General features: G+C 75.1%; 12 protein-coding genes. 3 read left to right on the forward strand and 9 right to left on the reverse strand.

Features of this window, described 5'->3' with window-relative positions; translation table 11 throughout:
* Positions 1-2: 2 nt before the first annotated feature.
* The 5 genes from ATJ88_RS06295 to ATJ88_RS06315 all read right to left on the reverse strand — a co-directional run bounded on the left by ATJ88_RS06295 (position 3) and on the right by ATJ88_RS06315 (position 7,369).
* Entirely contained in the window at positions 3-1,115 is a 1,113-nt protein-coding gene (locus ATJ88_RS06295; protein WP_098463087.1) for an ABC transporter substrate-binding protein, read from the reverse strand.
* A 105-nt stretch (positions 1,116-1,220) separates the two neighbouring features.
* Positions 1,221-3,980, reverse strand: a complete 2,760-nt coding sequence (locus ATJ88_RS06300) for a molybdopterin-dependent oxidoreductase (RefSeq protein WP_098463088.1) — start codon at positions 3,978-3,980, stop codon at positions 1,221-1,223.
* Positions 3,977-4,831 (reverse strand): FAD binding domain-containing protein, encoded by an 855-nt coding sequence (locus tag ATJ88_RS19000; RefSeq protein WP_098463089.1) that lies wholly within the window; start codon positions 4,829-4,831, stop codon positions 3,977-3,979. Before ATJ88_RS19000 ends, ATJ88_RS06300 begins: the two co-directional genes overlap by 4 nt.
* Before the next feature lies 1 nt (position 4,832).
* Entirely contained in the window at positions 4,833-6,191 is a 1,359-nt protein-coding gene (locus ATJ88_RS06310) for an 8-oxoguanine deaminase (protein WP_098463090.1), read from the reverse strand.
* The gene (locus ATJ88_RS06315) at positions 6,188-7,369 is read right to left on the reverse strand and encodes an XdhC family protein (protein WP_098463091.1); all 1,182 of its coding nucleotides are present in this window, start codon (positions 7,367-7,369) and stop codon (positions 6,188-6,190) included. The genes ATJ88_RS06310 and ATJ88_RS06315 overlap by 4 nt, the downstream gene beginning before the upstream one ends.
* A gap of 74 nt (positions 7,370-7,443) precedes the next feature.
* On the opposite strand from ATJ88_RS06315, the gene ATJ88_RS06320 reads away from it, so the two are divergent.
* On the forward strand, positions 7,444-8,016 hold the full coding sequence (locus ATJ88_RS06320; RefSeq protein ID WP_342744838.1) for a nucleotidyltransferase family protein: 573 nt from the start codon (positions 7,444-7,446) through the stop codon (positions 8,014-8,016).
* Between the two features lie 156 nt (positions 8,017-8,172).
* On the opposite strand, the gene ATJ88_RS06325 is transcribed toward ATJ88_RS06320, so the two are convergent.
* A complete protein-coding gene (locus tag ATJ88_RS06325) occupies positions 8,173-8,616 on the reverse strand; it encodes a hypothetical protein (protein ID WP_098463093.1) in 444 nt (147 codons plus the stop codon).
* A 109-nt stretch (positions 8,617-8,725) separates the two neighbouring features.
* Here ATJ88_RS06325 and ATJ88_RS06330 point away from each other — a divergent pair, with 109 nt between their 5' ends.
* Positions 8,726-10,372, forward strand: a complete 1,647-nt coding sequence (locus ATJ88_RS06330) for an ATP-binding cassette domain-containing protein (RefSeq protein WP_098463094.1) — start codon at positions 8,726-8,728, stop codon at positions 10,370-10,372.
* 18 nt (positions 10,373-10,390) lie between these two features.
* Here ATJ88_RS06330 and ATJ88_RS06335 read toward each other — a convergent pair whose 3' ends face one another.
* Both ATJ88_RS06335 and ATJ88_RS06340 read right to left on the reverse strand, forming a co-directional pair.
* Positions 10,391-10,795, reverse strand: coding sequence for a type II toxin-antitoxin system VapC family toxin (locus tag ATJ88_RS06335; RefSeq protein ID WP_245852191.1), 405 nt, complete (start codon positions 10,793-10,795; stop codon positions 10,391-10,393).
* Positions 10,792-11,046: a type II toxin-antitoxin system Phd/YefM family antitoxin gene (locus ATJ88_RS06340; RefSeq protein ID WP_098465164.1), complete on the reverse strand. Its 255-nt coding sequence runs from the start codon at positions 11,044-11,046 to the stop codon at positions 10,792-10,794. Before ATJ88_RS06340 ends, ATJ88_RS06335 begins: the two co-directional genes overlap by 4 nt.
* A gap of 174 nt (positions 11,047-11,220) precedes the next feature.
* Here ATJ88_RS06340 and ATJ88_RS06345 point away from each other — a divergent pair, with 174 nt between their 5' ends.
* The gene (locus tag ATJ88_RS06345) at positions 11,221-11,496 is read left to right on the forward strand and encodes a hypothetical protein (RefSeq protein WP_141538622.1); all 276 of its coding nucleotides are present in this window, start codon (positions 11,221-11,223) and stop codon (positions 11,494-11,496) included.
* A 5-nt stretch (positions 11,497-11,501) separates the two neighbouring features.
* Here the strand turns inward: ATJ88_RS06345 and ATJ88_RS06350 are convergent, their stop codons facing one another.
* Positions 11,502-12,071, reverse strand: a complete 570-nt coding sequence (locus ATJ88_RS06350) for an NUDIX hydrolase family protein (RefSeq protein ID WP_098463097.1) — start codon at positions 12,069-12,071, stop codon at positions 11,502-11,504.
* Between the last annotated feature and the right edge of the window lie 84 nt (positions 12,072-12,155).

Here is a 12,155-nt window from a genome sequence, read left to right on the forward strand (position 1 = left end):
CCTTACGGGAGGTAGTCGACGAGCTCGGGGGAGTCGGCGTAGATCTCGTCGATGATCGAGGTGTCGAAGAGCTGGTCGGTGGTGACCTCCCAGCCGGCGGCCGCGAGGGAGTCCACGGTCTGCTGCTGGAGCTCGTCGGAGATGGTGAACAGGCCGTTGGCCTCGGTCTCCTCGGTCGAGATGAGCTCCTTCTCCGCCTCCAGGCCCATCGCCGTCTTCGTCGGGTCCAGCGCCCCGAACACGGCCTCCAGGCCGTCCGCCGACTCCGCGGCCGCGGCGTTGTAGTGCTCCTCGACCAGCGCGACCGTGTCGTCGGTCGACTCCGTGAACACGTGCGTCCAGCCCTTGATCTCCGCGGTGAGGAACGCCTTGAGCAGCTCGCGGTTGTCGGCCAGGTACTCGTCGGTCACGGAGAACGTCTCGGCGACGTACGGGACGCCGTTCTCGGCGTAGGCCAGGTTCGTGACGTCGTAGCCGGCGAGCTCGACCGTGAGGGCCTCGTTCGTCAGGTACGCCATGAAGCCGTCGACCTCGCCGTTCATCAGCGGCGTGGGGTCGAAGTCGACCGGGACCACCGTGACGTCGCCCTCGTCGATGCCGTTGGCGCGCAGCAAGGCCGCGAACACCGACGCGTTGGAGTCCTGCACGCCGATCGTCTTGCCGACGAGGTCCTGCGGGAACGTGATGTTCCCGCCGTCCGCGAGGGACAGGATCGTGAACGGGTTCTTCTGGAACGTGGCGCCGATGATCTTCAGCGGGGCGTCCTGCTCCGCGATGGCCGCACCGATGGACGCGGCGTCCGACAGGGCCACCTGCACCGACCCGGACAGGAGCTTGGCGACGCCGGTGTCCGGGCCGGAGATCCCCAGGACCTCGTCGAACCCGGCCTCGTCGTAGTAGCCCTCGTCCTCGGCGTAGAACTCGCCCGCGAACTCCTCGTTCTTGATCCACGAGTACTGCACGCTGATCTCGCCGTACGACGCCTCGCCCTCGGACCCGCCCGCGGCCCCCGGCTCACCGCTGGAGCAGCCGGCGAGCGCCAGGGCGGTCGCGGCGACCGCCGCGCCGACGGCACCCAGGCGGACGCGTCGCGAGGAACTGCTGTGAACTGCCATGGGTGGGACTCCGCTCGACGTGGTGGCGATGTGACGTACCGCAACGTAGGCAGCGGACGTTTCGGGCCGACCCCTCGGGCGTTTCACCCCGGTTAAGCCATCACTTCACCCCGCGTGGTCGGCCTCCTGGGCGAGCCGCCACACCCGTTCGCGGGTGAACGGCTGCCGGTACGGGCGGCGGCCGAGGGCACGGGCGATCGCGTTGCCGATCGCGGGCGCGACGGGGTTGTAGGGGGACTCGCTCATCGACTTCGCGCCGAACGGGCCGATGGTGTCGTAGGTGTCCGCGAAGTACACCTCGGTGTCGGGGACGTCCGCGGACTGCGGCACCCGGTAGGTGCGGAACACGGGGTTCTGCACCGCACCGTCGGGCCCGACCAGCACCTCCTCGTAGAGCGCGGAGCCCAGGCCCTGCGCCGCGCCGCCCTCGACCTGGCCGCGGCACTGGGCGGGGTTCATGACGAACCCCGCGTCCGCGGCCTGCACCGACTGCAGCACCCGCACCGACCCGGTCTCCGGGTCGACGGCCACGCGGACCGCGTGCACGTTGAACGCCATGCTGCGCTCCAGGCCGTCGTCGCGGCCGTGGGCCGTCAGCCCGCCGTCGCCGGAGGCACCCGGGTCGCGCAGGACCGCCGCGGCGACCTCGGGCAGGCTCACCCGCCGGTCGCCGACGTGCACGCCGTCGGCCGTCAGCTCGGTCGCGGCGTCGGCGTCCGCCCCGACGAGCCGGCGGGCGCGCTCCAGGACGGTGTCGCGCAGCGCCGTGCACGCCCGGGTCAGCGCCTTGCCCGCCACCACCGTGCCGGCGGACGCGAACGCGCCGGTGTCGTGCTCCACGAGGTCCGTGTCCGCGGTGCGCAGCACCACCCGGTCGGGCGGCGCCGCCAGCACCGTCGCGGCGATCTGCCGGTGCACCGTCGAGGTGCCGTTGCCGAACTCGGCCGTGCCCACCCCCAGGACGTACGTGCCGTCGGGGCGCAGCGTCGCCGTCGCGTGCGCGTGGTGCCCGCCGGGCGCCGCGCCCGCGATGAGCGAGATCGCCATGCCCTCCCCGGTGCGCCAGCCCGGCGGGGCCTCGACCCCGTTGCCGCGTGCCAGCGCGGCCTGCGCCAGGTCCAGGCACTGGTCGAGCCCGTAGCTGCCCCACCGCAGGTCCGGCTCCGGTTCCTCGGACACCGTGAGCAGCGGGTCCCCGTCGCGCACCGCGTTGCGGCGGCGCAGCTCGAACGGGTCCACGTCCAGCTCCTGCGCGAGCAGGTCCATCGCGGACTCCACGCCCAGGATCACCTGCCCCAGCCCGTACCCGCGGAACGCGCCCGACGGCACCGTGTTCGTGTACACGACCTCCGCGTCCACGCGCTTGACCGGGCAGCGGTACACGTTCACCGACTCCGACACCGAGTGGAACAGCACCCCGATGGCGTGGTTGCCGTACGCGCCCGTGTCGCTCAGCACGTCCAGCTTCATCGCCGTCAGCCGACCGTCCGCGTCGGCCCCGAGGGACACCTGCACGCGGAACGGGTGCCGCAGGGCCGCCCGCCGGAACTCGTCGGTGCGCGCGAACTCGTACGCCACCGGCCGCCCCGTGGTCAGCACCGCGAGCGCCACCAGGTCCTCGGCGAACATCTCCTGCTTGCCGCCGAAGCCGCCGCCCAGGCGGGCGGCCAGCACCCGCACCCGGTCGCGCGGCAGGTCGAAGACGTGCGCGAGCTCGTCCCGGGCGAGGAACGGCACCTGCGTGCTCGCCCGGACGACGAGCCGCCCGTCGTCGTCGAGCCAGCCGATCGCGCCGTGCGTCTCCAGCTGGGCGTGCGCCACCCGGCCCGTGCGCCACGTGCCGCTCACGGTGACGGCGCTCGCGGCGAGCGCGGCGTCGGCGTCGCCGCCGATCCCGGCGTGCAGCCCGGCGATCACGTTGCGGTGCGCCTCGGCGACCCGGTCGTCGGGGCCGAGGTCCGGGTGCAGCAGGGGGGCGCCGGGGCGGCGGGCCTCCTCGGGGTCGTGCACGGACGGCAGGACGTCGTAGCTGACGTCGATCAGGGCGAGCGCGGCGTCGGCGGCCTCGGCGGTCTCGGCGACGACGGCGGCGACGCGCTGCCCGACGAACCGCACGGTGTCGTCCAGGACGCGGGTGTCGTCGGGGTCGTCGGTGCGGTGCTCGTGCCGGGCGGTGGAGAACCGGGTGCGGGGGGCGTCGGCATGGGTGAGGACGGCGACGACGCCGGGCAGCGCGCGGGCCGCGGCGGTGTCGACGGCGACGATCCGGGCGTGCGCGTGGGGGGAGCCGAGGACCCGCAGGACGAGCGCGTCGCGGGCGACGGGCGTGTCGAACGTGAACGGCTCGCGGCCCTGCACGATCCGGCGGGCGGGCTCGGGCGGCACGGACCGGCCGACGCCGTGCCCGGCGGGAGCGTCGTCGTCGGGCACGGCGCCCTCCAGCACGGACCGCACGGCCTGGCGGATCGGGCGGTAGCCGGTGCAGCGGCACAGGCTGCCCTTGAGCCGCTTGTCGAGGTCGGGCAGGTCGTCGGCGGTCAGGCAGGACGCGGTGACGCTCATGCCGGGGGCGCAGAACCCGCACTGGAACCCGAACTCGCGCACGAGCGCCTCCTGCACGGGGTGCAGGTCGTCGCCGGGGGCGAGGCCCGCGGCGGTGGTGACGACGGCGCCGTCGGCGCGCTGCGCGGGCACGAGGCAGGAGTGCACGGGCGTGCCGTCGAGGAGCACGGCGCAGGCGCCGCAGTCCCCGGCGTCGCAGCCCTTCTTGACCTCGGTGTGGCCGTGCTCGCGCAGCAGGGTGCGCAGGCACTGGCCGGGGCGGGGGTCGGTGTCGTGGGTGGTCCCGTCGACCTCGATCTTCATGCGGTCTCCTCGACGGTTCCGGTGGGTGCGCCCGCGAGGTCGCGCCGCAGACGCTCGGCGAGCACGACGCTCACGCCGCGGCGCCAGTCGGCCGCGCCGAGCGGGTCGGTGTAGTAGCCGGGGGCGTCGGCGACGTCGGCGGCCAGGGTCGCGGCGTCGGGCAGGGCCGCGTACCGCAGGACGACGGGGCGGACGACGGCGGCGGTGAGCGTGAGGACGGCGGCACCGTCGGGGTCGACCCGGCCGGTGGCGACGGCGCCGGAGCGGCCGAGCTCGGCCAGGGCGATCTTGCGCAGCCCGGCCCGCGACCGCAGGGCGGTGGCAGGGATCTCCAGCGCGCGCAGCACCTCGCCGGGGGCGAGGTCCGTGGTGCCGGCCCCGGTGACGAGGCGCTCCACGGGCGTGCGCCGGGTGCCGCCGTCGGGCGTCCACACCTCGGCGACGGCGTCGAGCGCGACGGCGAGGGACACCATCGCCGCGGCGGGGAAGGCCCGGCACACGTTGCCGCCGACGGTCGCGGTGTTCCAGATCTTGAAGGACGCGAGCAGCGCGTCGACGGCGTCGGGGACCATCGCGACCGCCGTCCAGCCCGCCGGCACGGCGAGCGGTCCGCGGCCCTCGGCCCAGGCGCGCAGCGTGGCGATGCTGCACGTCGCGGCCACGCGCAGCCCGTCGTCGGTGACCTCGAGGTCGGGCCAGCCGAGACCGGTGAGGTCGACGAACCCGGTGGTGCCGGGCTGCGGCTCGCTCATCAGCCACGTGCCGCCGCCGAGGACCACCTCGCCCGGGGCGAGGACGAGGTCGGCGCGGGTGCGGGCCGTGCGGAACGACGCGACGGAGGTGACGTCCATGTCAGAGCCGTTCGGCCAGCTCGCGGGACGCGACCGCGACGCCGCGGGCGAGGGCCTGCTCGTCCGCCGTGGCGAGGTGCGCGTCCTCGACGACGGTCCGGCCGCCCACGTAGAGGCGCTTCAGCGGGGGCAGCGCACCCAGGCCGAGCGCGGCGACGGGGTCGAGGATGCCGGCGTGCTCGACGCCGTCGACCTGCCAGACGGCGACGTCGGCGAGCTTGCCCGGCTCCAGGGAGCCGATCTCGTCGTGCCGGCCCAGCACGCGCGCCCCGCCGATCGTGGCGACGCGCAGGGCGTCGCGGACGCTCATCGAGTCCGCCCCGGTGCGCAGCCGGTTCATCAGCACGGACTCGCGGATCTCGGTCCCGAGCTGGCCCGACTCGTTCGACGCCGCGCCGTCCACCCCGAGCCCGACGGGCACGCCCGCGTCCAGCAGGTCGCGCACCGGGGCGATGCCCGCGGCGAGCCGCGCGTTCGACGACGGGCAGTGCGCCACGCCGGTGCCGGTGGCGGCGTACCGCGCGATCGCGGCGGCGTCGAGGTGCACGCCGTGCGCCATCCACACGTCGTCGCCGAGCCAGCCGAGGTCCTCCAGGTACTGCGTCGGCGTCGAGCCGAAGTGCTCGGCGCAGTACGCGTCCTCCTCGACGGTCTCGGAGGCGTGGGTGTGCAGGCGCACGTCGAGGGAGCGGGCCAGCACGGCCGCCTCGCGCAGCAGGTCCTTCGTCACGGAGAACGGGGAGCAGGGGGCGATGGCGATGCGGACCGTCGCGTCGCGCGACGGGTCGTGGTACGCCTCGACGGCGGCCTGCGACGCCTTGAGCGCCGCGTCGGTGGTCTCGACCGCGAAGTCCGGCGGCAGCCCGCCGGACGAGGCGCCGAGGTCCATCGACCCGCGGGTGGCGTGCAGCCGCACCCCGACGGTCGCCGCGGACTCCACGAGCGCCCCGACGATGTCGCCCGAGCCCTGCGGGAACACGTAGTGGTGGTCGCCCACCGTGGTGCACCCCGACCGGGCGAGGACCGCCATCGCGCCCGCCGCGCCCGCGCCGGTCAGGTCGGCGTCGATGCGGGACCACAGCGGGTACAGCGACGTCAGCCAGTCGAACAGGATCGAGTCCTGCGCGTAGCCGCGCGTCAGCCACTGGTACAGGTGGTGGTGGGTGTTGACCAGGCCCGGGGTGACCAGGCACCCGCTCGCGTCCACGACGTCGGCGCCGTCGCGCAGGTGCTCGGGCGCGCGGCCCGGCCCCACGGCGGTGACGACCCCGGCCTCGATGACGACGTGCCCGACGGCGTGCTCCGTGCCGGCGGCGTCGACGGTGGCGACGTGGCCGTTCTCGAGGATGGTGCGGGTCATGACCGGGCTCCTTCGGTGCGGGTGGTGCTCGTGGTGCGGACCGTGCTCGCCGCCGGCGCGGCGCGCCCGGGCTCCGCGGTGGTGCAGGCGGGTGCCGTGCCGACGTCCCGGTGGATCCGGCCGGTCCGCTCGCGCAGCGGCACCCCGGAGCCGCCCCGCCGGGAGGCGACGATCTCCGCGAGGACGGACACCGCCGTCTCCTCGGGCGTGACGCCGCCCAGGTCGAGACCCAGGGGGGAGTGCAGGCGGGCGAGGTCGACCTCGGCCACCCCGGCGGCGCGCAGCTGCGCGGCGCGGTGCGCGACGGTGCGGCGGGCACCCATCGCGCCCACGAACCCGACCGGCATCGCCAGGGCGGCACGGATCGCGGGGACGTCGAGGCGCTCGTCGTGGGTGAGCACGCACACGGCCGTGCGGGCGTCGGTGTCCTCGGGACCGAGGGAGGCGAGGTGGTCGGCCGGGACGGCGGTGACCAGGCGGTCCGCGGCGGGGAAGCGCTCGGGCGTCACCAGGGTCTCCCACGGGTCGCACACCGTCACCGCGAACCCTGCGGCCGCGCCGACGCGGCACAGCGCCGCCGCGTGCTCGCCGGCGCCCAGCAGGATCAGCCGCGCGCGCGGCGCGTGCTGGAGCACCAGCAGGTCGGCGCCGTCGAGCGCGCCGGGCAGCAGCACGCTCTCGCGGTCCACGAACGACGACTCCAGCGCCGCGGCGGCGTCCTGCGGCAGCAGGTCGTCCGCCGGGCCGGCGCGCAGGGCGTCGACGTCCACGACCCGACCGACGTCCGGCCCCGACGTCACGATCCCGAGCGCCGCGGCACGGTCCGCGGCGGCCCGTTCCAGGGCGTCCGTGGTGAGGGCGTCCTCCGGGTCGAGGCGGTGTGCCACCACCTCGACCTGCCCGCCGCAGGCCAGGCCCGCCGCGTGGGCGGTCGCGTCGTCGAACCCGAACCGGGCGGTGGCCGCCCGGCCCGTCGTGGCCGCGATCCGGCCGAGAACGACCGCCTCGCCCTCGACGCACCCGCCGGAGATCGACCCGACCACCGCGCCGTCTCCCGTGACCGCCATCGCCGTCCCGACGCCGTGCGGCGCGCTCGAGCTGACGCGCGTGATCGTCACCGCGGCGACGGGGTTCCCCGACCTCACCAGCGGCAGCAATTCAAGCGCTGACTTAAGCATGGACTCAACGTAACCCCCGCGATGTTTCGTGCGGACTACGCTTCTGTGACGCCGGAGGACGGAGGGACGTGCGGGTGATCGGACTGGTCCTCGCCGCGGGCGCGGGCACCCGGTTCGGCGGGCCCAAGGGGCTCGCCCGGACCGCTGCGGGCGAACCCTGGGTGGCACGCGCCGTCACGATGCTCGCCGCCGGCGGGTGCGACGACGTCCTGGTCGCCGTCGGTGCCCGCAGGGCCGAGGTCGCCGCCCTCGTGCCGTCGCCCGCGCACGTGGTCACCGTGCCCGGCTGGGCCGACGGCCTCGCCGCCACGCTGCGCGCCGGGCTGGCCGCCGCGGCCGCGCGCGACGGCGACGCGCTCGTCGTCACGCCCGTGGACACCCCGGACGCGCCGCCCGTGGCCGTCGAGCGGGTCCTCGCCGCTGCCGTCCGGGTCGCGCCGACGCCCACCGCCGTCCTCGCCCGCGCCGTGTATGGCGGCCGCCCCGGCCACCCCGTCGTGCTCGGCCGCGACCACTGGGACGGCGTCGTCGCGTCCCTCGCCGGCGACACGGGCGCGGGTCGCTACCTCGCCACCCACCACGCCCTCGACGTCGAGTGCGGCGACCTCTGGACCGGCCAGGACATCGACCGCCGCGTCCGGCCGTAGATCGACCTCAGGGCATGAACATGACGACGATCGAGGTGCCCACCGAGGTCCGCGTCGTGCACGCGGAAGCGGGCGCCCGCATGGACACGGCGAACCGGCTGACCCCTGGTCGACGGCAACGAGCGACTGTCGTGGATCGGGGGCTGAGCCTGCGGGCTACGACCCCACGGTGATCTCGACCCCGGTGCTCGGTGAGGCGTCGATCCGTGCCTGACCAGGGACGGCGTCGGCGGGCACCGTCGCACGGAGGGCCCAGCCGCCGTGCTCGTCGGCGTCCACGACGCCCAGGTCGACCGTGACCCCGCCCTGGAGCCATCGCACGGGCACGTCGGTCATCGACGTGGACTCCTCGGCAGCCGGGTGGTCCTCGCACCCGTGGGCGAAGCCCACGCCGGTGATCTCCATCGTGTCGCCGGGCGCGACCGTCGCAGGGTCCGCCTCGACGGCCGGCGCGGCGCAGGCGTTCTCACCGGGCGTCCCGGACGCCGTCGCGCACCCCGACGTCCCGGCCACGACGAGGCCCGCGAGAACGGCGGCCAGGACGCGGGCGCCGGTCGGTGCTCCGGTGGTGACCGCGAGGGCGGGGCGGTGCTCGGGCACGGGGGTCTCCTCGTCGAAGCCGGGGGCGAGCGACGTCGCTCGCCGTCGATCCCACCACAGGACGGTGCCGGGGCGCGAGGGCGTCCGGCGTCCCGCTTAGGCTGGTGCGGTGCATCTCGTCGCCTCCGGCATCTCCTTCGCGTACCCCGGCCGACCCGTCCTGGACGGCGTCGACCTGCGGGTGTCCGGCGGCGTGCGCCTCGGCGTCGTCGGGGAGAACGGGTCCGGGAAGTCGACCCTCCTGCGGGTGCTCGCCGGCGAGCTCAGGCCCAAGGCGGGGGAGGTGCGGCGTCGCGGCACCCTCGCGTACGTGCCGCAGGAGCTCACCGACACCGCGGGCCGCACCGTGGGCGACCTCGTCGCCGACACCCTCGCGGACGTGCGGGCGCTCGCCGCCCGTCTGGAGGAGGCCGCCGCCGCGTTCGACCACGAGAACGACGACCTGAAGCGGCTCGGCGGCCTGCTGTCCGGGATCGAGCACCTGGCCGCGTGGGACGCCGACCGCCGCGTCGACGTCGCGCTCACCCGCCTCGGGGCGGTGCGGGACCCGGGGCGTCGCCTCGACACCCTGTCCGTGGGGCAGCGGTACCGGGTGCGCCTCGCGTGCCGTCTCGCGGAGCGTGCCGACCTGCTGCTCCTCGACGAGCCCACCAACCACCTCGACGACTCCGGCGTCGCCTACCTCACCGAGACGATCCAGGCCTGGCGCGGAGGGGTCGTCGTCGTCACGCACGACCGCGAGCTGCTCGACGACGTCGTCACCGCGATGTTCGACCTCGACCCCGCGATGGACGGCCGCCCCGCCCTGTACGGGCAGCCCGGCTACCACGAGTACCGGTTCGCGAAGGCGCAGATGCTGGCCCGCTGGCACCAGCGGTTCCGGGCCGAGCAGAAGCGCGCCGCCGAGCTCGCGTTCCGCCTCGACCGCTCCTACGAGGGGCTGTCCGACGAGTGGCGCCCGCCCAAGGGATCCCAGAAGAACCGCCGCGGCACCCGCGCCCGCATCCACGTCAAGGCCGCCGACCGGCTCGTGCAGAAGCTCGAGGCCGAGGCCGTCGACGTGCCGCCGCCGCCCCCGGCGCTCGCCTTCCCCGACCTGCCCGCCCTGTCGGCCGGCTGGGAGGCGGGCGACCCGCTGGTCGAGCTGCGCTCCCCGCACGTCGTCGCACCGGACGGCGCCACCCGCCTCGACCTGCCCGGCACCCGTCTCGCGGTCCCGCCGTCGGGCCGGCTGCTGGTCACCGGACCCAACGGCACCGGCAAGTCCACGCTGCTCGCCGCGTTCACGGGCGCCCTGCCCCTCGCCCGCGGCACCCGCACCGCCCGCGACGGGCTCCGCATCGGCGTCGTCGGGCAGGAGAGCGACGCCGTCACGGCCGAGCACGCGAAGCGCTCCGCGTTCGACGCCTACGCCGCGCACGCCCTGGCGCTGCTCAGCCGCGGCGAGCTCGACCCGGACCACCTCGTGCCCGTCGCCGCGCTCGGGCTGCTGTCCGAGGACGAGCTGGAGCGGCCGCTGGTCGAGCTCAGCGTCGGGCAGAAGCGCCGCTTCGACCTCGCGCTCGCCCTGCTCCACGCCCCGCACCTGCTCGTCCTCGACGAGCCCACCAACCACCTGTCCGTCGACGTCATGGACGCCCTGACGACCGCGCTGCTGCGCACCTCCGCGGCCGTCGTCGTCGCCACCCACGACCGGCGCATGCGCGCCGACCTCGCGGACTGGCCCGTCCTCGACCTCGCGACCGTCCCCGCGTGAGCGGGCCGCCCGCCCGGGTCAGCGGAACGTCACCGTGACGGACGAGACGCCCGGCAGGCCCGAGAAGTTCGCCCGGGCGTCCGTCGTGTAGAGGGTCAGCCCCGTCTGTGCGGCGTGAGCAGCGACGATCAGGTCGTGCGCACCCCGAGGTTCGCCCGACGAGCGGGTGTGTGCCAGCAGCCGTCCGTGCTGCACGGCCGTGGGGTACGTGTAGTCGAGCACGGTGACGGCGGCGAGAAGTCGGGACTCGACCTCTCGTTGACGTTCGTAGTGGGAGCTGCCCTTGAACCGCTCCACGCCCTCGCGGACCTCCGCCACGGTGATCGCGGCGACAGCCAGCTCTTCGTCCGGGAGCGAGCCTGGTGTCCCCGGCCGCCGCGAGCGCGCGATGGCGATCAGCACTCCCGTGTCCAGGAGGATCACGCGTCGCTCCAACGGTCCGGCGGCGTCATGTCGACCGAGGGTGTCCCGTCCTCGGCGCCTCGGGCGAAGTCTGGGACGGGCCCCAGCTCATCGAGGCTGGCGACCAGGTCGCTGAGCGTCGCTCTGCGGGGCGGGCCCAACGTGGCGACGGGCACGCCGGACCGCGTCACCGTGATGCGTTCACCGGCGGCGACCTCGTCCAGCAGGTGGGAGAAGCCCCGTGCCGCCTCTGTGGCCGTGATCGTCCTCATCATCCGATCATATCTGATCAGATCGCTGACGCGATGGCCCGGCAGTCATCGGTGGTGCTCACGAGCCGATGTCCGCGGGGCCCCTGGACGTCCCGACGCGTGCAGCACCGGCGCCCTCGCCGGTGCCACATGGCCTGCGGCATGACCGCCGGCGACCGCCGCTAGGCTGCGCCCGTGACGAGTCCTGACGACATGACCGCCCAGCCCGCAGTCCCGGTCGACGTGCCGCGGCCGGAGAGGTCGGCGGGTTCGCTCGCCTGGGGCCTGATCCTCCTGACCGTCGGTGGCGCGCTCGCATCGATCGACCCGTCGTCCGTGGCCAGCGTCATCGGGCTCGCCCTGGCCGTCGTCGGCGGCCTGAGGTTCGCCGTCGGTGTCCACCGGGCCGCGAGCAACCTCGACTCGATGGCCGCCGTCGCCTACAACGCGTCGCGGCGCGACGACATCTGACGTCGTCAGTCCAGGCGGCCGACGTGCGCCATCGCCTGGCGCACCAGCGTGCCCTGACCGTTGACCATCTCGGCCTGCACGGTGTCGCTGCACGCCTCCTCGGGGGTGAGCCACGCGAGGTCGAGCGCGTTCTGCTGGGGGCGGCAGTCGCCGGACACGGGCACGACGTAGGCGAGCGAGATGGCGTGCTGGCGGGGGTCGTGGAACGGGGTGATGCCGGGCGTCGGGAAGTACTCGGCGACGGTGAACGGCTGCGGGGAGGCCGGGATCTGCGGCAGGGCGACCGGGCCGAGGTCCTTCTCGATGTGCCGCAGCAGGGCGTCGCGGACGCGCTCGTGGTAGAGCACGCGGCCGGACACGAGCGCGCGGGTCATGGACCCCAGGGGCGTCGCGCGCAGCAGGAGACCCACCGACACGACGTCGCCGGACTCGTCGACCTGCACCGGCACGGCGTCCACGTACACGAGGGGGAGCTGGGCGCGCGCGGCCGCGAGGTCCTCGGGCCGCAGCCAGCCGGCGGGGGCCTCCTCGCGGCCGGGATCGTCGTCGGGAGGGAACTCGGCGGTGTCGGTCACCCCTTGTTTGTACCAGCCCGAGGGAGGGTGCCACCTGTCGACGCGGAGGGCGGTCGATGGAAGTGTGAGGTATCTGGCAACCAC

This window comes from Isoptericola jiangsuensis (assembly GCF_002563715.1).
GTDB lineage: Bacteria > Actinomycetota > Actinomycetes > Actinomycetales > Cellulomonadaceae > Isoptericola > Isoptericola jiangsuensis.

Coding starts and splice junctions, on each gene's coding strand:
- ATJ88_RS06315 (WP_098463091.1), bottom strand. CDS start 7,369: ATGCTTAAGTCAGCGCTTGAATTGCTGCCGCTGGTGAGGTCGGGGAAC.
- ATJ88_RS06295 (WP_098463087.1), bottom strand. CDS start 1,115: ATGGCAGTTCACAGCAGTTCCTCGCGACGCGTCCGCCTGGGTGCCGTC.
- ATJ88_RS06340 (WP_098465164.1), bottom strand. CDS start 11,046: ATGAGGACGATCACGGCCACAGAGGCGGCACGGGGCTTCTCCCACCTG.
- ATJ88_RS06310 (WP_098463090.1), bottom strand. CDS start 6,191: ATGACCCGCACCATCCTCGAGAACGGCCACGTCGCCACCGTCGACGCC.
- ATJ88_RS06300 (WP_098463088.1), bottom strand. CDS start 3,980: ATGAAGATCGAGGTCGACGGGACCACCCACGACACCGACCCCCGCCCC.
- ATJ88_RS19000 (WP_098463089.1), bottom strand. CDS start 4,831: ATGGACGTCACCTCCGTCGCGTCGTTCCGCACGGCCCGCACCCGCGCC.